The organism is Orrella marina (assembly GCF_003058465.1).
GTDB lineage: Bacteria > Pseudomonadota > Gammaproteobacteria > Burkholderiales > Burkholderiaceae_B > Algicoccus > Algicoccus marinus.
Genome location: NZ_CP028901.1, coordinates 111032 through 136574, shown reverse-complemented (window position 1 = coordinate 136574; position 25543 = coordinate 111032). Strand labels below are relative to the sequence as shown.

The 25543-nt window shown below is 55.9% G+C and carries 23 protein-coding genes and 1 pseudogene; 10 read left to right on the top strand and 14 right to left on the bottom strand.

What is annotated here, in order from left to right; translation table 11 throughout:
* Positions 1-354: 354 nt before the first annotated feature.
* Positions 355-894, bottom strand: coding sequence for a hypothetical protein (locus tag DBV39_RS00650; RefSeq protein ID WP_108619907.1), 540 nt, complete (start codon positions 892-894; stop codon positions 355-357).
* A 97-nt stretch (positions 895-991) separates the two neighbouring features.
* Here DBV39_RS00650 and DBV39_RS00645 point away from each other — a divergent pair, with 97 nt between their 5' ends.
* On the top strand, positions 992-2215 hold the full coding sequence (locus tag DBV39_RS00645; RefSeq protein ID WP_108619906.1) for an ISAzo13 family transposase: 1224 nt from the start codon (positions 992-994) through the stop codon (positions 2213-2215).
* A 30-nt stretch (positions 2216-2245) separates the two neighbouring features.
* On the opposite strand, the gene DBV39_RS00640 is transcribed toward DBV39_RS00645, so the two are convergent.
* The 6 genes from DBV39_RS00640 to DBV39_RS00615 all read right to left on the bottom strand — a co-directional run bounded on the left by DBV39_RS00640 (position 2246) and on the right by DBV39_RS00615 (position 10531).
* Positions 2246-3034 (bottom strand): TadE/TadG family type IV pilus assembly protein, encoded by a 789-nt coding sequence (locus DBV39_RS00640; RefSeq protein WP_108619905.1) that lies wholly within the window; start codon positions 3032-3034, stop codon positions 2246-2248.
* Positions 3035-3618: 584 nt separating this feature from the next.
* Positions 3619-4821: a pilus assembly protein TadG-related protein gene (locus DBV39_RS00635; RefSeq protein WP_227870743.1), complete on the bottom strand. Its 1203-nt coding sequence runs from the start codon at positions 4819-4821 to the stop codon at positions 3619-3621.
* Between the two features lie 387 nt (positions 4822-5208).
* Positions 5209-6354, bottom strand: a complete 1146-nt coding sequence (locus DBV39_RS00630; protein ID WP_108619903.1) for a hypothetical protein — start codon at positions 6352-6354, stop codon at positions 5209-5211.
* A gap of 45 nt (positions 6355-6399) precedes the next feature.
* Positions 6400-6558, bottom strand: a complete 159-nt coding sequence (locus tag DBV39_RS00625) for a TadE/TadG family type IV pilus assembly protein (protein ID WP_108619902.1) — start codon at positions 6556-6558, stop codon at positions 6400-6402.
* Between the two features lie 300 nt (positions 6559-6858).
* Positions 6859-9108, bottom strand: a complete 2250-nt coding sequence (locus DBV39_RS00620) for a TRAP transporter permease (RefSeq protein ID WP_108619901.1) — start codon at positions 9106-9108, stop codon at positions 6859-6861.
* A 430-nt stretch (positions 9109-9538) separates the two neighbouring features.
* Positions 9539-10531: a TAXI family TRAP transporter solute-binding subunit gene (locus tag DBV39_RS00615; protein WP_108619900.1), complete on the bottom strand. Its 993-nt coding sequence runs from the start codon at positions 10529-10531 to the stop codon at positions 9539-9541.
* A 773-nt stretch (positions 10532-11304) separates the two neighbouring features.
* On the opposite strand from DBV39_RS00615, the gene DBV39_RS00605 reads away from it, so the two are divergent.
* The 4 genes and pseudogenes from DBV39_RS00605 to tnpA all read left to right on the top strand — a co-directional run.
* The gene (locus tag DBV39_RS00605) at positions 11305-11478 is read left to right on the top strand and encodes a hypothetical protein (RefSeq protein WP_159078702.1); all 174 of its coding nucleotides are present in this window, start codon (positions 11305-11307) and stop codon (positions 11476-11478) included.
* A gap of 36 nt (positions 11479-11514) precedes the next feature.
* Entirely contained in the window at positions 11515-11709 is a 195-nt protein-coding gene (locus tag DBV39_RS00600) for a hypothetical protein (protein ID WP_108619897.1), read from the top strand.
* Between the two features lie 115 nt (positions 11710-11824).
* Complete coding sequence (locus DBV39_RS00595; RefSeq protein WP_108623006.1) at positions 11825-12631, top strand: enoyl-CoA hydratase; 807 nt, start codon at positions 11825-11827, stop codon at positions 12629-12631.
* Between the two features lie 44 nt (positions 12632-12675).
* A pseudogene (tnpA, locus tag DBV39_RS00590) lies at positions 12676-12897 on the top strand (IS200/IS605 family transposase); the annotation flags it as partial.
* 211 nt (positions 12898-13108) lie between these two features.
* Here the strand turns inward: tnpA and DBV39_RS00585 are convergent.
* Positions 13109-13936: an IclR family transcriptional regulator gene (locus tag DBV39_RS00585; protein ID WP_159078701.1), complete on the bottom strand. Its 828-nt coding sequence runs from the start codon at positions 13934-13936 to the stop codon at positions 13109-13111.
* A 405-nt stretch (positions 13937-14341) separates the two neighbouring features.
* On the opposite strand from DBV39_RS00585, the gene DBV39_RS00580 reads away from it, so the two are divergent.
* Both DBV39_RS00580 and DBV39_RS00575 read left to right on the top strand, forming a co-directional pair.
* On the top strand, positions 14342-16099 hold the full coding sequence (locus tag DBV39_RS00580; RefSeq protein ID WP_227870742.1) for an acyl-CoA dehydrogenase family protein: 1758 nt from the start codon (positions 14342-14344) through the stop codon (positions 16097-16099).
* Positions 16100-16203: 104 nt separating this feature from the next.
* Entirely contained in the window at positions 16204-17967 is a 1764-nt protein-coding gene (locus DBV39_RS00575) for an acyl-CoA dehydrogenase family protein (RefSeq protein ID WP_108619893.1), read from the top strand.
* Positions 17968-18008: 41 nt separating this feature from the next.
* Here DBV39_RS00575 and DBV39_RS00570 read toward each other — a convergent pair whose 3' ends face one another.
* Both DBV39_RS00570 and DBV39_RS00565 read right to left on the bottom strand, forming a co-directional pair.
* Positions 18009-18809: a transposase gene (locus tag DBV39_RS00570; RefSeq protein WP_108619892.1), complete on the bottom strand. Its 801-nt coding sequence runs from the start codon at positions 18807-18809 to the stop codon at positions 18009-18011.
* 358 nt (positions 18810-19167) lie between these two features.
* Positions 19168-19446, bottom strand: a complete 279-nt coding sequence (locus DBV39_RS00565) for a hypothetical protein (protein ID WP_159078700.1) — start codon at positions 19444-19446, stop codon at positions 19168-19170.
* Positions 19447-19756: 310 nt separating this feature from the next.
* On the opposite strand from DBV39_RS00565, the gene vapB reads away from it, so the two are divergent.
* From vapB to DBV39_RS00550, 3 genes are all read left to right on the top strand, one after another.
* Complete coding sequence (gene vapB / locus DBV39_RS00560; RefSeq protein WP_108619890.1) at positions 19757-19990, top strand: type II toxin-antitoxin system VapB family antitoxin; 234 nt, start codon at positions 19757-19759, stop codon at positions 19988-19990.
* Positions 19990-20397 (top strand): type II toxin-antitoxin system tRNA(fMet)-specific endonuclease VapC, encoded by a 408-nt coding sequence (gene vapC / locus DBV39_RS00555; protein ID WP_108619889.1) that lies wholly within the window; start codon positions 19990-19992, stop codon positions 20395-20397. Before vapB ends, vapC begins: the two co-directional genes overlap by 1 nt.
* Before the next feature lie 294 nt (positions 20398-20691).
* Complete coding sequence (locus DBV39_RS00550; RefSeq protein ID WP_108619888.1) at positions 20692-20883, top strand: hypothetical protein; 192 nt, start codon at positions 20692-20694, stop codon at positions 20881-20883.
* A 79-nt stretch (positions 20884-20962) separates the two neighbouring features.
* Here DBV39_RS00550 and DBV39_RS00545 read toward each other — a convergent pair whose 3' ends face one another.
* The 4 genes from DBV39_RS00545 to DBV39_RS00530 all read right to left on the bottom strand — a co-directional run bounded on the left by DBV39_RS00545 (position 20963) and on the right by DBV39_RS00530 (position 25145).
* Complete coding sequence (locus DBV39_RS00545; RefSeq protein WP_108619887.1) at positions 20963-21160, bottom strand: hypothetical protein; 198 nt, start codon at positions 21158-21160, stop codon at positions 20963-20965.
* Between the two features lie 238 nt (positions 21161-21398).
* Positions 21399-22178, bottom strand: a complete 780-nt coding sequence (locus DBV39_RS00540) for a PqiC family protein (protein WP_159078699.1) — start codon at positions 22176-22178, stop codon at positions 21399-21401.
* A complete protein-coding gene (locus DBV39_RS00535) occupies positions 22175-23824 on the bottom strand; it encodes a PqiB family protein (protein WP_108619885.1) in 1650 nt (549 codons plus the stop codon). The genes DBV39_RS00540 and DBV39_RS00535 overlap by 4 nt, the downstream gene beginning before the upstream one ends.
* A 52-nt stretch (positions 23825-23876) precedes the next feature.
* Positions 23877-25145: a paraquat-inducible protein A gene (locus DBV39_RS00530; protein ID WP_227870741.1), complete on the bottom strand. Its 1269-nt coding sequence runs from the start codon at positions 25143-25145 to the stop codon at positions 23877-23879.
* Positions 25146-25543: the final 398 nt, after the last annotated feature.

The following is a 25543-nucleotide window of genomic DNA, read 5'->3' as shown; positions in this document are numbered from 1 at the left end:
CAGCACCTCGATCGAACTTCGATGAACAGTCACCATGTCCTGACGACAATCACTGGCATCCTGCTTTGTGGCTTGGTTTTTTTTCTTTCCTGTAGAGGAGTCAGGAGCCAACCCCATTCTCAGAGTCACGATGACCTACCAGTTTCAGGGGATTGGTTTTTTTAAAACACTATTCGAAGATGGGTTGACCGCAAGGTCCAGCATGTATCTGGAACCGTGACGCAACCTTCACGACTCTTAAGATAGTCCTTAGACACATCAAGTTGCCGTCAGAACGCGCTGCCTCTCGTTCTCGTTGATCGACACCTGTTTTTCAAAACATCCACTGGCGTTATCCAGACAACACCAACCTATCTACCCCACCAACTTTGTTTTGTCCGGGGAACCGATGTTCGGGTTGTTTCCACTTGAACCTCCCGTGTCACAGACTCCTGAGGGCGGTGGATTCACGATGAATGGATCACCATTCTGGGCATTATTCGTAAAGTTCACCGAGTTGGCGATGATCCCGCTGAAGCTCACAGGATCTTCCTTATTACCACCTCCATTCCCGCTCATTTGGATTTTCAGACTCGAGTTGGGGGCATAAACGAGCCCACCAATCGATACGTAAGCATTCGGCTGATTCATCAGAAAGCCAGAGTTCTGCCCCGACATCCAGATGGCGATTCCCCCGTACGACCCATCGCCTGATTTGCGTGGCGTGATTTTCAAACCCGAACTGTTACCGCTTACATTGGCGGAAAAATTGGCGTTGGGCTTTAAATGAATCAGTGAATCCTTGAAGTGAACTTCACTGTTGTTTGGATTGATGTTGAAATTGAATGTATTGTTAATAACGTAGGTGCCGAGGAATGTAATGTTGCACTTGTTCTCATTCTGAGCAATGTTCACATTCCAGTTATCACCGCAATAATATTCATCCGCCTGACCATAAGAGACTGTAAATATTTAACTTGGTTATTTATTGGGAATCGGCTATGCTTATCGAATGCCGAATATCTCACCAATCGCTTTGCGCTGGGAGGCGCTGAACGAGACACTCAATGAGCGTCAGAGAAGATTGTTGCTCGGCGCAGAAGCCAAAGCACTCGGTCGAGGTGGCATAGCCGAGGTGGCATCGGCCACTGGTGCATCCCGCACAACGGTAGCCGCCGGTATCAAGGAGCTCGGCTCGTTGAAAAGTATCGACGCGGCGGATGACTCTCGGTCCACGACGGCAACAGGATCGCGTCGACCGGGAGGTGGCCGCAAGCGACTCGAGACAACCGATGAGACCTTGGTTGCAGACCTTTTGGCTCTGGTCGAGCCGACCACGCGAGGTGACCCGGAGTCACCGTTGCGCTGGACATGCAAGAGTCTGCGCAATCTGGCCGATGAGCTCAAGACCAGACATCATCAGGTCAGCCATGTGGTGGTGGGCAATATATTGCGTAGCCAGAATTTTAGTCTGCAAGCAAACGCCAAGGTGCTCGAAGGCAACCAGAGTCCTGATCGAAACGCACAGTTTGAGCACATCAATGCAGCCGTGAAGATCGCACTGGATGCAAACGAACCGGTCATTTCGGTCGATACCAAAAAGAAGGAGCTGGTTGGGGCCTTCAAGAACGCGGGCCAGCGATGGCTGCCTAGAGGTCAACCCGATCAGGTCCAGGTTCATGACTTTGTCGACAAGGATCTGGGGCGCGCCAATCCGTACGGCGTTTATGACATAGGTGCTGATGAGGGTTGGGTCAGCGTGGGAACGGATCACGACACGTCGACATTTGCCGTGCAAACTATCCGGCGCTGGTGGTTCTCGATGGGCCGAGCGCGCTATCCTGAAGCCAGCCGATTGACGATCACAGCAGATGGTGGTGGCAGCAATGGCCATCGGGTTCGGCTATGGAAGTATGAGTTGAGCCAGTTAGCCAGGGAACTGGGGCTCGAGATTCACGTGCATCACTTTCCTCCCGGGACCAGCAAATGGAACAAGATTGAACACCGCTTGTTCTCGTTCATCACCATGAACTGGCGCGCGCGCCCACTGATCAGTCACGAAGTCATTGTCAATCTGATCGCCAACACACGAACCCGTAGCGGCCTGTCGGTTAAGGCCGAGCTCGATACTGCCGCGTATCCGAAGGGAATTTCTGTCACTGACGCCCAAATGGCGACGATCAAGATCGATCGAAGCGATTTCCATGGCGAATGGAATTACTGCATACGACCCTAGTCATTCGACTATATTATTTGTTAACAGTCCCTAAGTCCTGCCACATGAACTCCCAGTAATCTCCGGAAGCGGTTTGCAGGATTTCTCTGCGGGAACTGTTGGTGATGGCAAAGCAGAGCAAGGATCTGCCATCGCAGTCTTCAACGGCTCTTGGTTTCCGTTAATCGCACCAGTAATCCCCCCCACTGCCCGCGCAATACCTCCGTCAAGAAGCGTGATTGCGCTGTTGTTATTCACCTGAATACCAGAGTTGGAAACGATATCACCTCTCACGCGCACAGCGTCGGCTGCATTGCCATGGGATTGAATGCCTTCTCGTCCTGTGCCTGTTGCCAATACGCTCGGCACAACTACTGGCTGTGGAGTCTGCCCTCCAACAGCAACTGCAGTCGCACTGGCAGTCAGCGTTGAAACATTGAACAGCCGAACAAAGAATGTATCCCAGGTTGACATTGCTTCGACTTCTATGCAGTTATTGAGAGCAGGATTGTGTGGACACCGGGCATTGATTGCTAGAACCTTGACGTCATTCGCCGAAAATCCTAAGGGATTAAAGACAGCAGCATTCTCTGGAGCCAGCATGGCGCCCGGTTTGCACCTTGCCGTCAGACCACACGCCACGGCGGCCGCATCAGCCTCTGCCTGCAAACGTGTCTTCTGAGAAAAATAGTACCCATAGTCGATCGTCAATCCTGCGAAGCCAAGCAGCACGACTCCGAGCATTGCGACGATGACAAGAATACTTCCGGATTCGCGATCGCCGCTGGCATCGGAATCACTGCCGATCAGGTCACTATCTTCACACCAGATTCTTGACACGGGCTTGCTCCTGCATTTCAGGCTCAGATAAACACAGGAAAGTATAATGACAATCAAGAGTGAGAATAAGATTTATTCAGGACTTATTCATAAAAAAATATTTGTAGTTCTTCGCTGATGCTTTCGGACTGGCGTAAAAACCTGACAGGAACTACTCTGAGTGCGTGTAGGAAAATTGCCCTGAAATGCCGATGCACCGACTGCAGGGACAGTCATAGCGTCATCTAGCACTTTTTGGCAAATAACAACTAGTGGATTCTGTTCCAGGTCAGGCTTCAATTCCGATCAATACTGCAATCGACAGTCTGCAGTTCTGAACGATATTGAAGGACTTTCACAAGTGTGAGTCTTGGTGAGAATAGAAGAATCAGGCCGATGTCCGCACACGCTACTCGTCCTTGATGATCATTCAGATCGACACCAGAAGAGATGCTCAATGGACGAAAAAAGTGCATCAATGACCGAACACTGGCTTTGTGAGCGCTGTGGCTTTGGAGACAATCACTTGATCAAAGCAGTTCGGCCAGAAGACCCCGATCCTTCTGTACCAGTCGTACCTGAATTATTCTGAGCACAGACAGAGTTCACAGGCGGGGGCCAAGTTGAAGCTCTCCGCTGGTCATGTCGACATCAATCGAGTTACCAATGATGCTGGCAAATCCGAAAGTGTCCTTGGCATTGTTGGTTTCAGAATTATCAATGATGATGTCTGAACCAGGCGCGTAAACAATACCGTTCAGAAAGAGATCAATACCCTGCCTGTGGGCATAAAACGTGAGTGGCTCGCCACTGTCGTTCCAGTAAACAACACCTGAGTAGTCCTGTTGCCCTGATGGAGGCGACTCATATGGCGAAAACTGAACGTTTCCCTTGCTGTTGCTCGTGATGAGTGAACCTGACTTGTGATAGATGAATACACCCGCAGTGCCATCTACCCCGTTGCCGTTTGGTGACTCGGTGATCTCCCAGTCATCCTCAAAAAAATAATTGCCAGTGGACATCTCAACCTTACAACCATTCGTCACCTCAACCCGGGTCGTTCCACAATAGGTACCCGGCAGCATGCTGGCTGTGCATTGTGATTCCGTACTCAAGGTAAAGTTATTGAAGTCGCAACTGTCAAATGTTTGTTGAGGTGGAACTTGTGCTTGCAGGGCACTGCACGGATCCTGAATACTGTAATTACTCTTGACCTGACTCTCACCCTGCATATCGATCCCACCCGCTCCAGTAACTGTGCCGGAAGACAGGACATCTCCAACAACCGTAATCGTCGCCTTGCTACCTTGAGTAAAAGTGATGTCACCGCCAAGTGCCAGCATGGCAGGAACAATCATCTTCTCTTCAACCGACCCACCTGTTGCTGTGGCCTCAGCCCACGCCGTCATCTCGGGAATGTTGAACAGTCGGATGAAGAACGTATCCCAGGTCTTGCTGGCCCTGACCCGAAAGCATATGCCCTCGTCTTCCGGACACTCATCGTTCGGATCGGCAGCCCCGTCAAGAACTATGACACGAAGGGGAATGCCCTGGGAATTGATGCCAGAAAACAACTGGGCATTCGGATCACTTGACTCGGTGGTTGACTCACAGCCGCTGTAGCCACAAGCCAGTGCTGCAGAGTCGGCAAGCGCCTGAAGTCTCGTTTTCTGTACAAAGTAATACCCGAAATCGATTGCCAGGCCAGCGAAGCCGAGCAAAGAAACCATGACAATTGCGACAATAACCAGGATCGTGCCTGACTCACTGCGATCAGCCGCGCACCCTCCCTCACTGGATTTGCCCATCTCGATATCAGCTGGCTTCACAACGCCCCCGCACTTTCATTGTTTTATGTCGCAATCGTATCCAATTGATCGGGAATCCCCAAACGTTGCATTACGCAATGTTGTTCCGGGTGCGCAACCTCACTCAGATTCTGGCTGAGCTTAGTGGAATTCAAAATTCTCTTGAAACTGGAGTAAGCACGCGCATTTCTACTGTTTCTCGATGCAGTTGTCACTCCAGAGCCTACAGCCTGTTCATGTCAAGGCGATGCAGAACAATGTCCCCACGCTTTGACCGAGCATGAATACAACAAAAAGAGAGCTGGATGACGATAGTTTTCCAAGAGGACGGCAAGACTTTCTCGCTACCTTCATACCAGGACGACTCTAAACGACAATCAGCCTGGCCTACCGGACGAGTTTGACCCGACCCAGCAATCCACCACCTTTTAAATTGCTGCATGCCCCACCCGGAGGAGTATTGACTGTCAGCAGAGTGCTACCACTCGTCTGAACGGCGGCGGCGACAATTCCAGTCGAACTGTAAGGCCAGCCACTGTGATTGGCACTAAACGATAGCGTCGCTCTCGGCGCGTAGAAGATACCATCGATCCTTGCACCCGTCGCACCGCTGTTACGCGTCTGGAACGACACATCTCCCACCCCATCATGGAACATCAGCACGCCACTTTTAGTGCCCGATGTAGCGGGTGTCAAGGTGACGCGCCCCCCAAGCAGGAACTGGACGGCACCAGTCTTGTTGTAGATAAAAACCCCTTCACCGTCGAGCACGGTGTTTGGGTTCGACTCGATATTCAGACCATCTCGAACGTAGTAGTTACCCCGCATCCTCACCGTACATTGGGTTGGAATCGACAGTGCCTGGTTATTGGGTCCAGCAAGACTGCAATAGGTGCCAGCGGGAATGGTGAACGGGTTGGAGCTGCTGCAGTTGCTCGGAAAACTGGGGGGAGGCAGGCATGACGCAAAGTTCGCTTCACGCTCCATATCCTGGCGTCGCAACGCACCTGCGCAAGGATCAGCAAACAAGCTTGCAATACCTTGTTTACGTCTGGCAGCAGGCAAACTGTTGAATCCTGTAATCACACCGACTGCATTGAGTGTGCCTGAGTTCTCGGTCTTCGGTAACGGATTAACTGTGACCGAGGTGCTTCCTGTTCTGACAATATCCGAATTCGAGTTAACGTCTCCTGAGATGGTAACGGTTCCGCCAGTAAAACTGACTCCTGCCTGATCTCGAGATAGCGCAAGAATCGCGGGCACCGCACCCGCCTCATCAGGTGGAATCACCTCACCACTGATGGCGGTTGCCACGGCATTGGTTGTCAGCGTCGAAATGCCGAAGATCTGCAAGAAAAACGTGCGCCATTGCTGCGTCGCGGTCACCTGAAAACATTTGGTAGACGTTCTCGGGCAGTCTGTCGGCGCTGCCGTCGTTGACGGCAAGACAATTTGGACCGCAAGCGGGGTCGCGTCCTGATTGATGGGTGCAAATACCGCATCATTCTTGTTTTCTTCGGCAGTACTGGGCACACAGTCGGTGTATCCGCAAGCCAGGGCCGCAGCATCCGCAAGCGATTACAACCGGGTCTTTTGAGAAAAGGCGTAACCATAATCGATTGCCAGGCCTGCAAAACCCAGTAGCGCAGTCAGCGAGACAGCAACGATTACCACAACGCTGCCCGACTCGCGCTGTATACGTTGCTGCCCTGATGAGCTCACCTGTTTTTTGTTCATTTCCGATTTCCGTGCAAAACATGTGGTTTGACTTGACAACGCCACGTAGAAATTGCGCTTACAACTGTATTTACGTTAGTCAATACTAATATCAAACCCCACCGTTTCACACGCGAAAGTCGAAACCGTTACACATCAAAACCAAGCGTTGTAGCACCACAACGAAGGGATGCATCCCACGGGTCAAGGCGCTTCAGCCAAGCAACTTGCATTACGGCGCAGTAAGGCAGAAAGTTCATCATCTTCCATCCACTGACACCGTTGATACATCCGACCGCAAAGCCGTCCACCCAGCGAACTTCAATCCATGCCCGTCGCCCTGAGCGTCGCTCCAGGCTTGGGGTTGAAAATCTTCTGGATGGCGATCACACCTGCCGCCACGGCAATACCGATCAGATCCGTTCTCCAGCCGCCTTCGATCATAAGAAGCGCAGCCACCACCAGACCGATTCTCAGGAACCAGACTGTGCGACCACCGAAGAACCATCCCTGAACGCCAGCTGACAGGAAGTAAACGCCAACCACGGCCGTAGCACTGGCACGCAGGACCTGCCACCAGGTTCCATCCATCAGCAGCGCCGCGTTGTAGAAGAACATGAAGGGCACGATGAAGGCTGCGATACCGATCTTGAACGATGCCGTGGAGGTTTCCATGGCGTTGGCCCCGGATATCCCGGCTGCCGCGTAAGACGCGAGTGCAACAGGTGGCGTGATCGCCGAAACCACCGCAAAATAAAACACAAAGAAGTGTGCCGTCAGCATGGGAATACCCAGTGCAACCAGACCCGGAGCCACCACAGACGCCGCGACAGCATAGGCAGCCGTAGTGGGCATGCCCATCCCCAGCAGAATCGAAATACACATCGCAAAGAACAGAGCGAGCAGTTGCGACTGATCAGCAATATCGAGCAGAACATTCGAGAATCTCGCACCCACGCCAGTGAGCGAAATCACACCCACGATGATCCCGGCGCATCCACACACAGCGATGATCTGGATCGACATCTGCCCTGCGTTCTCGAATGCCTTGATGACATCCTTGATACCCATCCTGGTCGGTGTCAGCCAGCTCACCACAGCCGCACTGACGATTGCCAGCGTACCGGCACGAATCACTGAGTACCCCATGAAAAGCGCAATGATCAGGATCAGGATCGGAATGAAGAGGAACACCTGCTTCAACATCTGGACCACTTTGGGCAGCTCGTCGTCTCGCATACCACGCATGGCCCGTTTGGCAGCCTCCAGATCGACCATGAAGTAAATCGATACGAAGTAGAGAATCGCTGGCACAATCGCTGCAATGGCGATCTCGGCGTACGGAATCCCCGTAATTTCAGCCATGATGAAGGCACCCGCCCCCATGATGGGTGGCATGATCTGCCCGCCTGTCGAGGCGGCTGCTTCGATCGCACCTGCTGTTTTCTTGTCGTAGCCAACTTTCTTCATCAAAGGAATCGTGAGCGATCCCGTCGCCACCACATTACCGGCGGATGTACCGTTGATCATCCCCATCAGCCCTGACGCAAAGATGGCGACCTTGGCTGGGCCACCACGCGCCCTGCCCGCCAGTGCAAAGGCGAAGTTCACGAAGTAGTCACCCACCTTGGATGATTGCAGGAACGCCGCAAAGATGATGAACAGAATGATGTAGGTTGAGGATACGGCTGTCGTCGGACCGAGGATGCCTGTATCCGTGTAGAGCTGACTGAAAAACCGTTCCCAGGTGACGCGAGGGGAGTTCAGAAAGCCCGGCAAGTTGTGTCCGATGAACACATATCCGAGGAAGATGGCCGAAATCACCACCAGCGCCAGACCTGCCACCCTGCGAGTGAGTTCCATGATCAGTAACGTACCCGCCACAGCAGCGATCGAAATGCCAATCGGAGCAAAGGGCGTGCCCGTTGCGTTACGCATCAAGGTGCCATAAATCACGATCAGATAGGCCGCCACTGCCATTGCACAGACCGCAAGCACCACATCAGGCATGGTCACGGCAGCACGATCCCGTTTATGAAACCACGACAGAATGATCGCGCACACGGTCGAGACCATCAGTGGTGCACCATAGAGCCAGGTTTCACGGAACTTGATCGTCTTGTCAATCCCGTTCCACTTGGCTCCCCCGGCTATATCAATCGCAAACCAGATGGCCATCCCGAAAGCAAACAATGCCGCCAGCAGCAAGGGAATCGACAACCAGTCGATCCAGCGAGACTCTTTCTGTGTCGAAGTCGGAAACCCGCAACCGGCATAAATCAGGAACCCAAGTCCCAGCGCGCCCGCCAGGTGAACAATCCGGAAGTTCCAGGTCTCCAGCGGCATGCTCGGCAGAAACTCAAAATCCAGCACACCCCACGTCATGGCAGACAGCGACAGACCGTTGAGCGCTGCCACATGAAAAAAAGCATAGACAGCCATGATGGTTGCGATGACCGCGAGGCTCACCCCGGTAAACAGACGACGGTTACTCTCAACCGGCTCCTGGTCAACCCCTTCCACGATGATGGGGGTCACGTTTTCTGGTGTCGAGTCTGTTCTGGCTGTCATGGCAGTCACTTCCAAGGCGGTTCAGATGAACCGCGTAAGCCCGGATCCGGGCAAAAAATTGTCATTGGGCACACAAGGGCGAGCCAATGGGTTCCAGATGGTTCCCGGCTGGATCACCGCAGTTCCCCGGACCTGTCCCGTTGGCTCGCCCCATTTCAGGTATCGCTGCACTGGCTCGCAAGTTCAACCTGATCACTGATTGATCGACTTCAGAGTGTATGACGCAACATCGCTTTCTGGTTCGCCCGCATTGCCTGCTCGGGAATAACTGAGTTCGAGCTATTTCCTGCTATGGAGGTCGACTTTCTGGACACTCGCCTCAAGCACACCACTTGCCAGCACACCACTTGCCAGCGCAACATTGACTCGCAGTATTGACTAGCTGTATCGGATACAAGTGTCGTCAATACTGCGAGTTATTCACCTCAAATCACTTCTTGTGGACCAGATCCGGGCTGATGTTGGCACCGTTCTCGTTGAACCACTTGGCTGCACCCGGGTGCCACGGCATAAACGTGTTCTTGTCCGCGTTGGCTACTGTTGTCTCGGTAGCCGCCTTGTGAATACCGACCATCCGGTCGTGATCTCCCATCACCGTCTTGACGGTCTCATAGACAAAGGACTCAGGCAGATCGCAGTTGGCAATTGCAAAGTTCCACATCGACACCGAACGTGCGGGCTCAGTCAGAGACTTGTAGGTTCCCGCCGGAATCTCCTGAGCCGCAACCGGGAAGGCCTTCACAATCTTGGCCTGCTCTTGTTCCGTGAACGGGATAATGTTGATGTCGGTCTGTACTTCCAGCTGGCTCACTGCCGGAACCGGCACGCCTGCAGCAAATGCCACGACATCGATCAGACCATCCTGGAGCTGACCTGCCAGGTCTGACCAGCCACCGTTACGGCGATCGAACTTCACACCAAGCTCTTCGAGCATCTTCGGAAAGTATGTGTCAGAGCTGGAGCCTGCCGGACCGAATCCGATTCTGGCACCGGGTTTGATGTCAGCGATCGAATTGATCCCTGAGGAAGACAGCACAGTGACCGAGAATGGTGTGGTGTACATCGGGAACATGGCACATGCATTGGTGAGCGGCACTCCCGGCGCGATCGGGTTTTCTCCGTCCATGGATTCCCGTGCAGGACCCATGGTGGTCATGCCAAACGGCAGATCACCGGTGCTCACGAGTGCCATGTTCTGCATCGGACCACCCGTTACTTCGGCGCTACCTGTGATGCCGAGTTCTTTGGCCACAAGGTTGGCCCATCCCGAGCCGTATGTAAAGTAGGTGCCGCCCTGCGAAGCAGTACCGACAGTGAAGCTCTTGGGCCAGTCGGATCGGTCAGCCTGGGCCATGGCTGCGCCAGCGCTCATCAGCATGGCAGTCGCACCGGCGGCCAAGGTCATCAATTTGCGGTTTCTCATCTTCGATCTCCTCTTTAGCGTTCAAGGATATCCCACAACCTGTGCAGGGGTAATCCTAATTGCTTTGTGTTAACGACCCAGAAATTTAATCAGTAACTGCCGCAGTTGTCATTGGTGTTTACCTCAGTTTTATTTGAATTCTGCGACAAACCGTAGGGTTATTCGATCTTTCACTGAGCCAAGGTAGCCGCCACCATCCTGATTGCGCGGCCCCGGCGGTGCGACCGGTGATATCAACGCAGTCACGGTTGCGATAACAGAGGGCTTCGATGTCCGTCAGGGGTCGTGAGATTTGCCGCCGCATTCACTGGCCCAGGCCGACGTGGCATTGAAAGACGGGACTGGTCACACTCTGCGGTCGGCCAGTTTCTTCTGAACCCACTATTTACTATTGACGGCTAACTTGACGGCTAACTTGACGGCTGACTTGACGGTTCACTGCCCTGCTGTCACGCTCCGTTGAACACCCACCCAGTGCACTTCGCTCCGTGCCGGACACTCAGTGCCGGGAGCACCAGAACGGGATCAAAGCGATCCAGATCAGCCGATTGCTTGCCGATCAGTCGTTGAAACGCCAGAGAGCAGCTGGAAGCATCAGAAGAATCACGTGCTGACGGGGGGAGAAAATATTCCGCCTCGTCGGTGGACCAGAGCCCCCCTCTTGCAGAATCGATCAGACATAAAAACACAGAAAGAAACCATATCAGGAGAATTTCTGGCTTTAATGTATGCTTTATGATGTTTTAAATATTCATAGGTGGGTTGGTGTTGCCTTGGCAAGATTGTGGGTCGAGAAGAACGCCGTGACTGCGCTCACCAAAGCGGCGCGGCTTGTTGTTGAAACAGGCGAAGCCGTACTCGATTCGGGCGAGATGGATTCAGCGCGATCGAGTCCATTGTTTGCCTGTCCCGCAAGACCTTTTCCGCACGGGCCGCTGTCAGCCTGACTTTGTTCCAGCAATCGTGTTCCAGGGGCATTTTTGATGCAGGTTGCATTGAACAACTTTTGTCGTGAGAACAGGGCTTGTGCGCACTCTGCAGGCGCAAACGGACTGACGCCAGATTCAACACTCGCACAGGGCATGTTGCCACCCGTGATGGCCTTTGACCCATACCGAGATTTCTCTGTTCACTACACCATCGTACGGTTTACGCTGTTTGACTATGCCACGGCATGACAACGAAGGCCCGTTGTGACTCGCCCTGGCAACCATTCTTTCGCGTCTGCGCGACAGGAACAAACCCGTGCCGGTGCCACCTGGCCAATTCTTTTTACTGAGGAGTTACTTCAAGATGATAGGCTCACCCCACCCCCTGACCGAGAAACTTCTGGTCGGCAAGTCTGACCAGATTGGCTGGATCACCTTTAACAATCCTGCACGTCACAATGCAGTGAGCCTCTCAATGTGGCAGGCGCTGTCGCAAGCTGTCGCGCAGTTTGCTGCCGACGATGACGTCCGCGTTGTGGTTCTGACGGGAGCAGGAGACAGGGCATTCGTGTCGGGCGCGGACATTTCAGAGTTCAACGACAAACGTGGCTCTGAAGAGGCTGTCGAGTTCTACAACAAGACATCGCAAGAAGCCTCTGCGGCACTGAAGTCGCTGGGCAAACCGACAATCGCCATGATTCGCGGCTATTGCATCGGTGGTGGTCTTGGTATTGCACTGGCTTGCGACATGCGGATCGCCTCAAAGAACTCGACCTTTGCCGTGCCTGCAGCCAAACTTGGGCTGGGATACGAGTATGAAGGGGTTCGGACACTCATGAGCGTGGTCGGTCCCTCCTTCACGAAGGAGATTTTCTACACCGCCCGTCAGTTCAACTGTGACGAGGCACTGACCATGGGCCTGGTCAACCGTGCCGTCGAGACCGAAGAACTCGAGTCCTACGTCACCCGGTACGCCCAGACCATTGCCGGCAATGCCCCTCTGACCGTGCGGTCAATCAAGACGATTGTGACCGAAGCGTTGAAGGACGAGGGCAAACGTGATGTCGCGCTGTGTGACGCGGTTGTCAAAGCGTGTTTTGACAGTGAAGACTACGTCGAGGGCCGTACCGCTTTCATGGAAAAGCGTAAACCTCAGTTCAAGGGTCGCTGAACCTGCGCAGTCCGACTCAGTCTTGCGACTGGATCTGGGTCTGAGTCTGCGAGCGGTTTCATGTTGAACTTGCCGAGTTCAACGGGGAAAGTGACCATGTGCACTTGCTGGTCAACAGCCTCAAGGGCGTTTCAAGCCGCTTGCTCCGCAAGCAGTTCCCTGAGCTTGAGAAACGGTACCAGAAAAATGTGCTCTGGAGTCGCAGCTATTTTGCCGCTTCCTGCGGCGGTACACCGCTGGAAATCATCCGGCAGCATGTCGAGTAACAGAAAACACCGGCTTAAACCCAGGGACGCCCTTGGCATGCACCCAATCGGGTCACCTCCGGCTAAAGGACGCTGCGCGTCCAGGCCCGACTGGAGCGAGGGTTTACGGCCAACTGGCTAACCAGCGACATCGTAACAATCCTGTAGGTCACTACTTCGACACTCGGCTGCCTGACAGCAAGCCTATCCCTGCCCTTTACGCCAGGTCGCCTCAGCGCGACCGCTGCCTTGAACCGCGTTCGTACTCCAGTTCGATCTTGCGCGCAGCGTCCCTGACCGCCGGCACAATCTCCTCACGCAGACGCTGCGCCGACACGTCAGCACGCGTCGCACCGCAAGTCAGCACCATCCTGCTCCCAAAGCCCTTCAGATAAAGAGGTACGGCTGCACCGCAATTGCCATCGCGCCAACTGTCGATGGCCGTGCACGCACCCAGCTCCCTGTACTCATCGCACGCTCTGCCGACGACTTCATTGAGCTGATCGGGATTCAGACCTCGCTGGCTGATGAGCAAAGCCACCAGTCTGTCGCGCTCTGGTTGACTGCAGCTTGCAAGATAGGCTCGACCCATGGCGGTACTCTCCAGAGGTGTATGAACACCGGCCTCCAGATTGCCGATCTCGGCATGACCTGCACGCACCACTTCGACCATCAACATGCCATGGCCCTGCAAGGCAACCAGTCCAGCCAGCCCGTTACAGAGCTGGGCCAGATCATCCAGATGCGTCATGGCCACATGGCGCAGCGTCAACCCACCCCGCATGGCATAGCCCATGGCCAGCACTCTGGGTCCAAGCCGGTATCCGCCCGCCTGACCCCATTCCGAGTCGTATTCCAGATATCCCAGCTTGACCAGCGTATGCGTGAGCCGTGAGACAGAAGGACGTGGCAGTCCGGTGGCAGCAGCCAGCTCACTGTTGCTCAGCACCGGTTGCACGGTCCGGAACGCAGACAGAATTGCCAGGCCACGCCCAAGCGACGCCACCATCTGACGATCCCTGGATGCCGGTTGCCCTGGCCCCTCAAAGCCTTCAGACATCTGCTCGTCCTCCATCGCCTCTTCCTGTTACTGACAGCCTTCCTGTCTTCTGCATTCATCTTGCCACGATTTCGCAGTGCGAAACAGCCCTTTGCAGACGTCCCTCTGACCCATAGACTGTGTCGCAACACGTCAATCATGCCGAAGCACAGGGTCCTGACCTGGAGCACATAGTCGAAACACCTGTTTCGAACCACTCATTCGAATCACCAACTCATACAACTCGTACAACGCAGTCAAGTGCCACAGAGCACCACAACAGGGGAGACAAAGATAATGGACTTCAGAGCCACAAACGAGGCCATAAACGAGGCCACACATCGAGCCACTAATCGAGCCACACACAGCGCATCCAGTCATACTGAAAACGGCAACGCGATCCGTCATGACGAGGATCGCACCTCAGTGCTGGAGACGCTTGCGAGCAAAGCACCTCATGAGCTGGTTGCACCGGACTGTCGAGGCCTGAACTTTTACCAGATCGACCAATCGGCCAGGGATCTACTTGCCTTGCGCCTGCGGGAAGACGAGCATGCCCACATTCAGCCTCACCTGGATCGTCTGGGAGAAGTGGCCGGCAATGAGCTGGATATGCTGGCAAGCCTCGCTGACAGGAATCCTCCAAAGCTGCATGCAAGAGACCGCTTTGGCCGGGACGAAGACTGGATCGAGTATCACCCGTCTTATCGAGAGATGGAACGCATCGCGTTTGAGGAGTTCGGCATCCACGCCATGTCCAGAACAGAGGGTGTGCTGGGCTGGTCAGCACGTTACAGCCCGCTTTCCAAGTACGCATTTCAGTATCTGTTTGTGCAGTCCGAGTTCGGGCTGATGTGCCCGATCAGCCTGACCGACAGCTCGGCCTACCTGATTGAGCGCTACGGCGATGCCGCCGTCCAGAAGCGCTTTCTGCCGGGCATGACCAGCACCCGCCTGTCGAGTCTGCTCAAAGGCTCACAGTTCATGACCGAGCGCACCGGTGGTTCAGATGTGGGCACCAATCGCCTGCAAGCCATTCACGATGGCAAAAACTGGCGCTTGTATGGAGACAAGTGGTTCTGCTCGGCGGCCGATGCCGACGTGGCACTGATTCTTGCAAGGCCGGCCGATGGGGGCCCAGGCACAGCCGGGCTGGCCTTGTTTGCGGTACCAAAGCGCCTGGACGATGGATCGCGCAACACCTATCGTATCGCCCGGCTCAAAGGCAAGCTCGGTACGCGTTCCATGCCCAGCGGCGAGATCATCTTCGAAGGCGCCCATGCCTATCTGGTCGGAGACGCCAGCCGGGGCCTGAAACAGATGCTGGATCAGGTCAATCTCTCGCGTCTGTCGCACGGTGTGCGGGCTGCCGCCATGATGCGACGCTGCTGGAACGAGTCCTGGGTGGTGGTGAACCATCGTCACGCGTTTGGCCGGCGCCTGATTGATCTCCCCTTGCAGAAGCGACAGCTACTCAAGATTCTGCTACCGACCGAACAGGCCCTTTCCTGCTTCACGTATGCCGCCCAGTTGATGGACCAATCCGATCGCGGGGACAACCTGTCGGGTCTGCTTCTGCGAATCCTCACCCCGCTGCTGAAACTGCGGTCCTGCCGCGACAACATCCGGGTTGCCACGGCAGCCATGGAGATTCGAGGCGGCAATGGCTATATCGAGGACTTCGTCAACGAGCGACTGGTTAGAGATGCCCATCTCGGCGTCATCTGGGAAGGCACGAGCAACATCAATGCGCTTGATGCGGTGCAGCGGGCCGCTGGCAAGGACGGCTCCCACCATGCACTCACACAGACGCTGCTGGGCGAACTGTCGGGCTGCGCCAGCGTTCCGGCCAGCTTGCGCGAGTCACTGAGTGCTGAGCTCGTGTCGGCATGTGCTTTCATGGACGATGTGGCATCTGATCAGGATATGGAAGACCAGTGTCGCAGTGCGGCGACCGATCTCTACAACACCGTGACTGCCGTACTGATGGCGATCGAGGGTGCAACCCTGGGCACCCAGGGCAAAGACGCAAGGCGACTCCTGCTAAGCCATCAGGTACTTGTGCACCGGGTGCAACAGGCCCGTCGCCGCGGGAATGACGCGGCTCAGGACAACGCAATCATCAACCACCTGCTCAGCACCGATACGGTCACACTGGAACAAGCTCATGCCCTGCTGAGTTAGACCGGGCCGGTCAACGCACTGGCCACTGAACGAACGACTGAGCAATTGTCATTGCGCTCAGGACATCGAACACCGAACACTGAACACACTTTCTGGAGAATCAAATGGACATGCCCGTCACATCGAAAGAATCCGCCTCGAGCATTGGCGCTGCCTCACCACACCACGCCCCGGCGTCGGACGCGATGGCCAGCAGCGCCATTCCGGACGGACAAGGTCGCAATCTGTACCGACTGGATCCTGACCTTCCCCGCCTGCTCGCTCTGTACCTGTCGGAGCAGGCGCTTGATCATTTTCTGCCGCACTTTGACCGGCTCGGGCAGATTGCCGCTGAGCGCCTGGACGATCTGGCGTTTCTGGCTGACAAATACACTCCCGAGCTGTCGACGCGCAATCGTCGTGGCCAGGATGTCGACGAGATCTACAAACACCCTGCCTACGTCGAGCTAGAACGCTGGGCGTTCAGTGAGTTCGGCATGGCGGCCGGCTCCCATGTCCCAGGTGTACTGGGCTGGCACGAGACTTTGCCGACGCACGCCAAATACACCCTGTTTTATCTGTTTACCCAAACCGAGTTCGGCCTGACTTGTCCGGTCAACATGACCGACTCGCTGACCCGCACCCTCAGGAAGTACGGACATCCTGATCTGGTGGCCAAGTATCTGCCCAGACTCACTTCCCTGGATTTTGAGGAGCTGTTTCAGGGAGCCATGTTCATGACCGAGCAAGCCATGGGCTCAGACATTGCTGGCACCGAGACCCGTGCCGTCCAGGAGGATGGGCAGTGGAAGCTCTATGGCGACAAATGGTTCTGCTCGAACGCAGATGCTGATCTGGCCATGGTGCTGGCCCGACCGGACGGGGCGCCATCCGGTATGGCTGGTGTCACCCTGTTTCTGATGCCTCGCATCAAGGATAACGGGCAGATCAACGATTACCGTATCCTGCGCTTAAAAGAGAAACTTGGCACCCGCTCCATGCCCAGCGGCGAGATCCGTTTCAACGGTGCCCAGGCTTACCTCATCGGAGAAATCGGCCGCGGGTTCCAGCAGATGGCCGAGATGGTGAACAGCTCGCGCCTGTCCAACGGCATTCGATCGGCCGCGTTGATGCGCCGGGCACTGACCGAGGCCTTGTTTGTCGCGCACAACCGGGTGGCGTTTGGCAAGAAACTGGTTGATCTGCCACTGATGCAAAGGCAGCTTGCCAAACTGGCCTTGCCGACCGAACAGGCACGATCCTATGGATTTCAAACAGCGCAGGCTCTGCAAAAAGCCGATCAGGGTGATGCCCACGCCAAGGCACTGGTGAGAATCATGACCCCGCTTCTGAAGTTTCGCGCATGCCGCGACGCCCGCAAAGTAACGGGTGACGCAATGGAAGTGCGTGGCGGTTGCGGCTACATCGAAGAATGGGTCGAAGCCCGCCTGGTGCGCGAGTCCCACCTAGGCTCAGTCTGGGAAGGAACCAGCAACATCATCGCACTGGATGTATTGAGAGCGATCCGAAAGAATCAGTCCCTGCCTGCACTGCACAGCCACTTCCGTGACCTGCTGGCTCAGGCAGGACAACAGTCAGCGCAATCTGCGCAGCTCGAGCCGCTCTGCGATCAACTCGCGCAAAGCCTGGACAACGCAGTCGCCATGGCACAGAAGATTGCTGATGAAGACCTGCAACCGTACGCCCGCGAGATCAGCTCCTTGCTTTATCACATTGGGTGCGCCATCATTTTTGTATGGGAGGCGAGACAGCCTGGACTCGATCACCGTCTGCAATTCGGCATCGACACCCTTGCCCACCACATCAAACCACGTGAGGCTTCACTGCGAGAAGATCTGCCAACTGCCGAACTCAGCGGTTCGGAATAAGCAGCTGGAGTTTGACCCCGGAGTGATCCTAAAAACAGCAGTTAGCCGGTCACGGGCAGTGTCAGACAGGCTGAATGATCGTCCATCCGGGGTGCAATTTTCTGGCATACGTACTTCAGCAGGGTGCTCCATCGGTCGACATCCTTGAACTGCTCCGCGGTCAATCTGACATGCCGCAAAGCCGCACGAATGTTGACCAGCAACTGATTGATGGTGTCCGTTCTGGCATGCATGGACGTCAGATACAGAGTCGTCTGTCCGGCATGGCTCGCGGCCTTGCCCACCGCAGCGAGCAACAACGGGCGACTCGTGATCGCCTCGAGTCTGCCGCCCGGGTGTGCGGCCCGACAGTACCAACTCCACCAGTTATAGATGAGGGCTCCCGCACGTGCAGTCGTCTGACTGCGATTCAGGTCCTTGGTAGTGAAACCTGACAGTCCCCACTGATTCTTCAGCTCATCAAAGCCATTCTCGCAATCACAGCGATCCCGATACAGTTGGGCAATCGATTCCAGGCGATAGTCCGCGTTGGTCACCAACACGGTGTATTCCCACATCCGGGCCGCATCCAGGATATGGTGATCGGCAAAGTCCAGACGCAACTGGCCATGGTCATCCATCGTCTCCCGGGCGATACCTTCGCGTAGCCGGCGACACAGGATCACCACCCGCCGTGGCTGGCTCCAGCCCGAGAGCTTGACCTCGTCCTGAACCGCCTGGAAGCCCTGCGAGTCGGTTCGGCTCCAGTCCAGCCGGTCAAACTGGTGTCGCACCAGGCGTTGAACGTTAGCAGTCTGGCGCAGCCGCAGCAGATAGGGTTGCTGGCGTTGCTCAAGCGCCACCAGAATCCCTCGTTGCCGTAACCACTGTCACCGCACACCAGGGCAGGCGTTTTGTCACCCAGATCGCCCAGCTCGTCCAGTAGCTGTTCCAGACCTGCTCGAGCATGGGAACTCGCATGCTGGTTACCCGCTGTCAGCTGCACATCCAGAACCTGTCGCAGCGGACTCACCCAGTACGTGTGCAGCACGTGACTGGGTCGGCCGGGCTTGTGCGGGTTGTAGCCCTTCAACGCCCCTTCCTGTTTGCCGTACAACGGTTTAACGCTTGACATGAGTGCCGGGCGCAACCACGCCTGACTAGCTTGCTCGTCCATCCGGGCCAGTGCCCGGCGCAGGGAGTCCTCGCTGACGATCTTGTTCATGCCCAGCGATTTCGCCGCCACCTGATCACCCCTCTATCGTTACGAAAGGCGGTCACGTGCGCATACCGCCGGTGTCCGGCCAGGATGGCCAGCAGCAACGTCCCCAGCACATCCCGGTTGCCCGGAGAGTTGGGACTGGTATAGGTCAGAGGGCAGCGCTCGACCCAGCGATCAAAGACGCCCGTGCAGGCAAGAAACTCGGCAAAAAAGACCAGCTGTCCGTTGGGAGTCGCTTGCGCTGACTCGTCCCAGTGCACATGGATGCGACCGCCCATGGTGTCCACCACCAACGGCTCAGAGACGGTCGCAACGGCTGTTTTGGCGTGTTTTTGCGCTCACCCATTTGGTGAATACCCCCATCTGATGCAAACCCGCATAAACAATTAGCGTCTAGACGAATTGGAAGCAAGCAACTGACGGATTTAGGATCACAGATCTGAGCAATGAAATCGCGGCTCCCAGACACCGACTTCGCATACGTGTTCTGCGCATGGCTACGGGGATCTGGGCGCCGTCAGCCGTCAACTTGACTCCAGAAGCGCTGCTATATACAATTGCCGTATAGCAGCACGAAAGGAGAGCAGCATGTCCATCGGTACCGTCTTCATCAACAACCGCACCCAAGCCGTCCGGCTGCCGTTGGACGTCCGTTTGCCCGAGGGCGTCCACAAAGTCGAGATCCGCGTCAAAGGGCACGAGCGCATCATCGCGCCACTTGGTCAATCCTGGGACAGCTTCTTTCTGGACGGCCCGCGTGTGAGCGATGACTTTTTGCCCGAGCGTGCCTCTCAGCATCAGCCGGAGCGGGAAGCCCTTTGATGTTGCGCTACATGCTCGACACCAACATCGTCATCTACGTGTTGAAGCGCCGCCCGCTCGCGGTGCTTTCCACGTTCAACGCCAACGCCAGTCGAATGGCCATCTCGTCAATCACCCTGGCCGAATTGATACACGGCGCCGAGAAAAGCCAACGCGTCAGTGAGAACCTGGCGGCCATCGAGGACTTCTGCAGCCGCCTGGAGGTGCTGCCCTACGGTGCCAAGGCCGCCCAGCACTACGGCGCCATCCGCGCGGCCCTTGAAAAGCTCGGCCAACCCATCGGGGTGAATGACCTGCACATTGCGGGCCATGCCCGCAGCGAAGGCTTGGTGCTGGTCACCAACAACGTCGCGGAGTTCGAACATGTGCCAGCGCTCGAACTTGAGAACTGGGTGAACACCGCTTGATAGAGGTGATCAATCCGGCCCAAACCAACTGACAGCAATGCAACACCATCCTCCCCCCCGACGAATTCCCTTTGGTGCCCAGTCTCGAGGTCGTCGCAAGGCGGCGTTTATTTCCGTCAAAAACAATATTCGCCGCCATACTGGGATTCTCGGCGGCCTTTTCTCCACCCATGACTATCTGCACGGAATGAACGGGTCGACTGCTTCTTCCTCGGCAACAGGCCGCCAGTGTTTTATAACTGCGTGATCGATACCACGCGCAAGGCTACAAGGAACAGGTGCGGGTGCTGGCCTATGAGCAATCCCAACCCTATTTCATACCGTTATAACGAACTGGAAAACTGGCACATAGAGTCGAACGCCATGGCTGATCCGGGCCAGCGCCCGGCGCAAGGAGTCCTCGCTGATGATTTTGTTCGTTCCGAGCGATTTCGCTACGACCTGATCACCCCTCTATCGTTACCAAAAGCGGTCACATGCGCATAGCGCTGGAAACCCGCCAGGATAGCCAGGAGCAAGGTGCTCAGTACATCCCGGTTGCCCGGGGAGTTAGGGCTGGTGCAGGTCAGCGGGCAGCGCTCGACCCAGCGATCAAAGATGTCTGACCGGCGAGAAACTCGGCAAAAAAGACCAGCGGTCCACTGGGTATGGCTTGAGCCGACTCGTCCCACTGCACGTGGATGCGACCACCCATGGTATCCACCTCCATCGGCTCAGAGACAGTCGCAAGCGCCATTTTTTTCTTGTTTTTGCGCTCACCCATTTGGTGAATCCCCCCATCTAATGGCAACCCGCATAAACAGTAGCGTCTAGCAGGATTGGAAGCAAGCAACTGACGGATTTAGGGTGATACGAACCTGAAAGGCAGGCACCCTGCAAGCATATCGGTATGCCGCTCTGACAGGGTGATCACCGCATCAGTTTTCTGAGCACGCCTGCAGAACCCGCTTTCAGCCCGTTCTGCCGGTTCCTGCTGACAAACACAAGCTGGCAGCGGCGCCTCAGAAACAGCGGGCGTCGCTCACGGTTGCGGAGCTCAACGCCTGTCCGATCTGCCCAGCAAGCTTGAGTACATTACTCTGCTGGGCAGCCACCAACGGTGCCACACCGGGCGCGGCCGCGGTCCTGAGTTCTGAATAACACGTCAGGCTCTGGCCAGACTGCCTGGTCTGGCCAGGCACATCAACCTGCCATGCCACGTCCAGTAGCGCTGCCTGGCCTGGCAGCAAATCAAATCGCTGCACGTCGACACTGACCTGTGACACGGATCGTTGCCCAGGCCCTGTCGGGTTTGATGCAAGATTCTGTAAAGGGGGCACCCCCATCTCCCGCGTGAGTGCCTGGGAGAGCGCATCACGCAACTGATCCGACAAAGGCGCGGTCCAGCGATCGAATGTCAGCACCATCAGCTGATCCGGGGATTGCCTCACAACCAGAGACGTATCATCCACCTGCGCAGGTATCGTCACCGAATTGATCCGGTACGCCACGGGTGTCGAAGAGCCGGTGCTTTGCATCGCCACGGGCTGGCCCGCTGGTGGTGCACTCAAGGTGTAATACAGCGTCGTGGGTGACGAGCACCCCGCCAGCAGCAACACGGCCACGACCGAAGTCGCCAGCATGGTGAACCGGGCGCGATGACGCAAGCAAGCAAGCGCACGATCCACGAACCCAGCCACCACCACACCGGCCAATACTACACCCCCCACAACGCCATCCATCCATTGGCTTATGGGATCATGGTCTGCTTGCGCGAGGTTTCTGCATCCAATCTGTTTCACGGTTGATTGTCTCCCAGCGTATCCCTGGAGTAGTCTTGACCTGGTGTGCCGAAGATGATCGAGTTTGGCCTGGCCCGAAGTTCGTCAATCAGCGCACGGGTCGAGCGTATCGTCCGGTCAATTTCCCGAAGTGACGAATCGACCTGGCCCGGTATCGAACCGCTGGCGGCCAGCAGCCCATCCAGTTCATCGAGCGTCTTGCGCAAGGCGACCAGTGAGCGGGTCAGTTCAGGCGTCACACTGCTGTCCATGTTACGCACCATCTGCGTGATTTCCTTCAGGCTCTCATCGAGATTCGTGCCGATGGACTCGAACGGGATTTTCTCGAGCTGATCGACAATACTCGTGATCTGTTTCTGAAGATCCTGCAGACTCTCGGACGGAACCGTCGGAATGACAAACGGCAAGTCAGCCTTGATATCTTTGTCCTTGAGCGGCGTGTCGTGATAGCCAAGTTCGACGAAGGCACTACCAGACAGAATGTTCGACGACTTTAACTGGGCACGCAGCCCTCGCTCCACAAAGTCCACCATGTTCGCAGCAATATCCTTCAAGTCGCGACTGCGTTCCGCCATCCTCTCAAACGCGGGTCCGAGGCGAGACGGATACAGGGTTCCGAGAACCTTGGTGTACATACGCATCCGTAAGCGATCAAAGCGCAACTCGACCGATTCGACCATCCCTAGCTTGAGCCCCTGGAACTCGATGGAAGCACCCACATCCAGCCCTCTGGTCGACTGCTCGAAGTACATCGCAATCGGTATGGCAACGCCGGTTGGCACCTGCTCTGCCTGACTACGATCGGTGTAAAGCTTGAAGACATCCTTCTCCCCCAGACTCTTGGCAGGCCCGAAGTTCGCGAATGCCAGCCCCCCGGAAATGATCGAAGCCAGCGACTCGGTGCGCACTGTCAGGCCTTCGGCGTTGATATTGAAGTAGATGCCGCTCTCGTTCCAGAATCGCGTACTGCCACTGACGTACTTGTCGTAGGGCGCATCAATAAACACATTGATATCGACAAACTGGCCACCCTCATCGAGCTCGTAACCCGTCACGATGCCGACCGGAATTCTCAAAAAATAGATGGGTGTGCCCGCCCCTAGCGAACCGAGCGAGTCTGCACGCAGTCGATAGGTTGTGCCAGGCCGATCGCTCTTGATGGGAGGGGGCTTTTCCAGCCCGACAAAACTGAACTTGTTGGGATCGTCCAGAAACGCAGAGTCCGTATCAGCTTCAATGTAAGAGCCAGACAACAGGGTTGCCAGACCCGACACCCCTTCAAGCCCGATCGATGGGCGCACCACCCAGAAAACAGTGCCTTCGTTGGCCAGACCTGCCGCATCCTTGTCCAGTTGCGCGCGCACCAGGACCTGGTCACGGTTCTCGCTAAGACGAATGTCGTCAACAACACCCACCACCACATCCCGATATCGAATCTGGGTTTTACCTTCCTCGAGCCCGGACGCCGACTGAAACGTGATCGTGATGCGAGGCCCTCTGTTCGACATCTCGTGCCAGATGATCGACAGACCGATAAACGCGGCTGCGATCGGTATCAGCCAGACCCACCCCTGGCTACGTCGCCGCTTGCGGATGACGCGCGGAGCCGGTAATTCTTTCTTCGGGTCAGGCTGGGTGGGTTGCATGTGAATCTTTTATACCGACCGGATAGAGTATTAAAAAAAACCGCCTTGTTGATCAGGCAGACTGCGCCGTTCCGGCACCGGCTGAATTGGCACTTGCGGGAGCCGCTTCACCAAGATGGCGCCGATGACCTGCCCGCCGCCAGGCGAGCCGGGGATCAAACCCCATGGCAGCCACCATGGTGAGAACCACCACCCCGCCAAACGCTGCCGCGCCGGTGCTCGGTTCGAACTCCAGCAACGCGCCAAATCGCGCCAGCGCCGAAAGCAGTATAACGACGAACACATCGAGCATCGACCACTGGCCAATGAACTCGACCATATGGTAGAGCCGGGTTCGGCGTTTGAGCGCCACTTCGGAACTGCGCTGCGTCAGAATCAGCAGGACAATCAGTCCAATCAGCTTGCCGATCGGCACCACCACACTGGCAATGAAGACCACGGATGCCACACTGTAGGACCCCATCTGCCAGAGTTCGATCACCCCGCCCATGATGGTGTGCCCCGAGCTGCCGTTAAATGCCCGGATATACATGATCGGCAGCAAGTTGGCTGGAACGTAGAGGATCAGCGCACCGATCACCAGTGCCCAGGTTCGCTGCAGCATCAAGGGCGAAGGTGGGCGTGGCAAAGGGGGATGGCTGACAGACAAGCCCATATCGTGGGCCATGAAACGCAGGCGCTCACTGTCAAGCCGCGTCAGACCGGTCATGATCACCGCCACGGCGATCGTGCCAAACAGACCGATGCCTGGCTGCAGACTCGCCAGGTCGACGAGCTTGACAATCGTGACCAGTGCTCCCATCAGGAATACCGGGACCATGCTCCAGGGCTTGACCCAGTCGATCCAGCGCACGGCCGCTTCGAATCCGAGTGGCAGACGTCCAAACGCCAATGCACCAAACACCCACAACAGCAAACTCAGATGCAGGAACGGCATGGCAAATCCGACTCCGAAGGTCAGTATAGCCACCAGCGGATAGCCGGCATCCCAGGTTACCCTCGCCGCATCAAGAAATGTCGCGGACTGAGTGGACCCCTGAAACGAGAGCGTTACCACCGGAAACGCGTTGGCGAGCACAAATGCGATGATCCCGGTGATGATGATGGCCAGCCACGCATGCGGCTTGAATGTCGCGTAGGCATCGAGCACCGTATCACAGCGCACACACCGGGCAATCTGCCCAGGATCGAGCATCACGCGACGGTACAACGCACCGCAGTGGTGGCACGACAGCATATCGCCTGGGCCAGATCCGGACTTCTCAGTTTCCAGAACGCCCTGCGCCTGCTCGTCAGTGTTCAACGCGACCGGGTTTGTCATCAGAAATGCAGTTTCTCAAAATAGTTCCTCATAAAACCCCGTCAAGCGGTCCCTCACCCCTTTCATTTTCCCCTGTCTTGCATCATTGCCGGAGCGTCGCTACACGTGGAATCACGTATGCCGTATGCGCCATGAGGAGCGAATGATCCGGACAGTTGACAGATACGTACTCACCGCATTCTACGGTTAGCAAAACGCTTTGTGTGAATTGTGTGAATTGTCTGATTAACGTGTGTAACCTGGGTTGTCCCGGCCCATGAGAAACAGAGGGCAGTTGCCCATCGCAATGGCGTTCGGCCCATGATACTGTCAATCTGGACACTGCATCATGTTATCTACAAGTTACGACTCGATCATCCTGCGGGAGAATTTATCCTCCACACCTGTCAGGATAGCCA

Coding starts and splice junctions, on each gene's coding strand:
- vapC (WP_108619889.1), top strand. CDS start 19,990: ATGTTGCGCTACATGCTCGACACCAACATCGTCATCTACGTGTTGAAG.
- DBV39_RS00565 (WP_159078700.1), bottom strand. CDS start 19,446: ATGGGCGGTCGCATCCATGTGCACTGGGACGAGTCAGCGCAAGCGACT.
- DBV39_RS00535 (WP_108619885.1), bottom strand. CDS start 23,824: ATGCAACCCACCCAGCCTGACCCGAAGAAAGAATTACCGGCTCCGCGC.
- DBV39_RS00595 (WP_108623006.1), top strand. CDS start 11,825: ATGATAGGCTCACCCCACCCCCTGACCGAGAAACTTCTGGTCGGCAAG.
- DBV39_RS00530 (WP_227870741.1), bottom strand. CDS start 25,145: ATGACAAACCCGGTCGCGTTGAACACTGACGAGCAGGCGCAGGGCGTT.
- DBV39_RS00545 (WP_108619887.1), bottom strand. CDS start 21,160: ATGGGTGAGCGCAAAAACAAGAAAAAAATGGCGCTTGCGACTGTCTCT.
- DBV39_RS00635 (WP_227870743.1), bottom strand. CDS start 4,821: ATGGGCAAATCCAGTGAGGGAGGGTGCGCGGCTGATCGCAGTGAGTCA.
- DBV39_RS00625 (WP_108619902.1), bottom strand. CDS start 6,558: ATGAACAAAAAACAGGTGAGCTCATCAGGGCAGCAACGTATACAGCGC.
- DBV39_RS00585 (WP_159078701.1), bottom strand. CDS start 13,936: ATGTCTGAAGGCTTTGAGGGGCCAGGGCAACCGGCATCCAGGGATCGT.
- DBV39_RS00575 (WP_108619893.1), top strand. CDS start 16,204: ATGGACATGCCCGTCACATCGAAAGAATCCGCCTCGAGCATTGGCGCT.
- DBV39_RS00615 (WP_108619900.1), bottom strand. CDS start 10,531: ATGAGAAACCGCAAATTGATGACCTTGGCCGCCGGTGCGACTGCCATG.
- DBV39_RS00550 (WP_108619888.1), top strand. CDS start 20,692: ATGAGCAATCCCAACCCTATTTCATACCGTTATAACGAACTGGAAAAC.
- DBV39_RS00600 (WP_108619897.1), top strand. CDS start 11,515: ATGCAGGTTGCATTGAACAACTTTTGTCGTGAGAACAGGGCTTGTGCG.
- DBV39_RS00645 (WP_108619906.1), top strand. CDS start 992: ATGCCGAATATCTCACCAATCGCTTTGCGCTGGGAGGCGCTGAACGAG.
- vapB (WP_108619890.1), top strand. CDS start 19,757: ATGTCCATCGGTACCGTCTTCATCAACAACCGCACCCAAGCCGTCCGG.
- DBV39_RS00620 (WP_108619901.1), bottom strand. CDS start 9,108: ATGACAGCCAGAACAGACTCGACACCAGAAAACGTGACCCCCATCATC.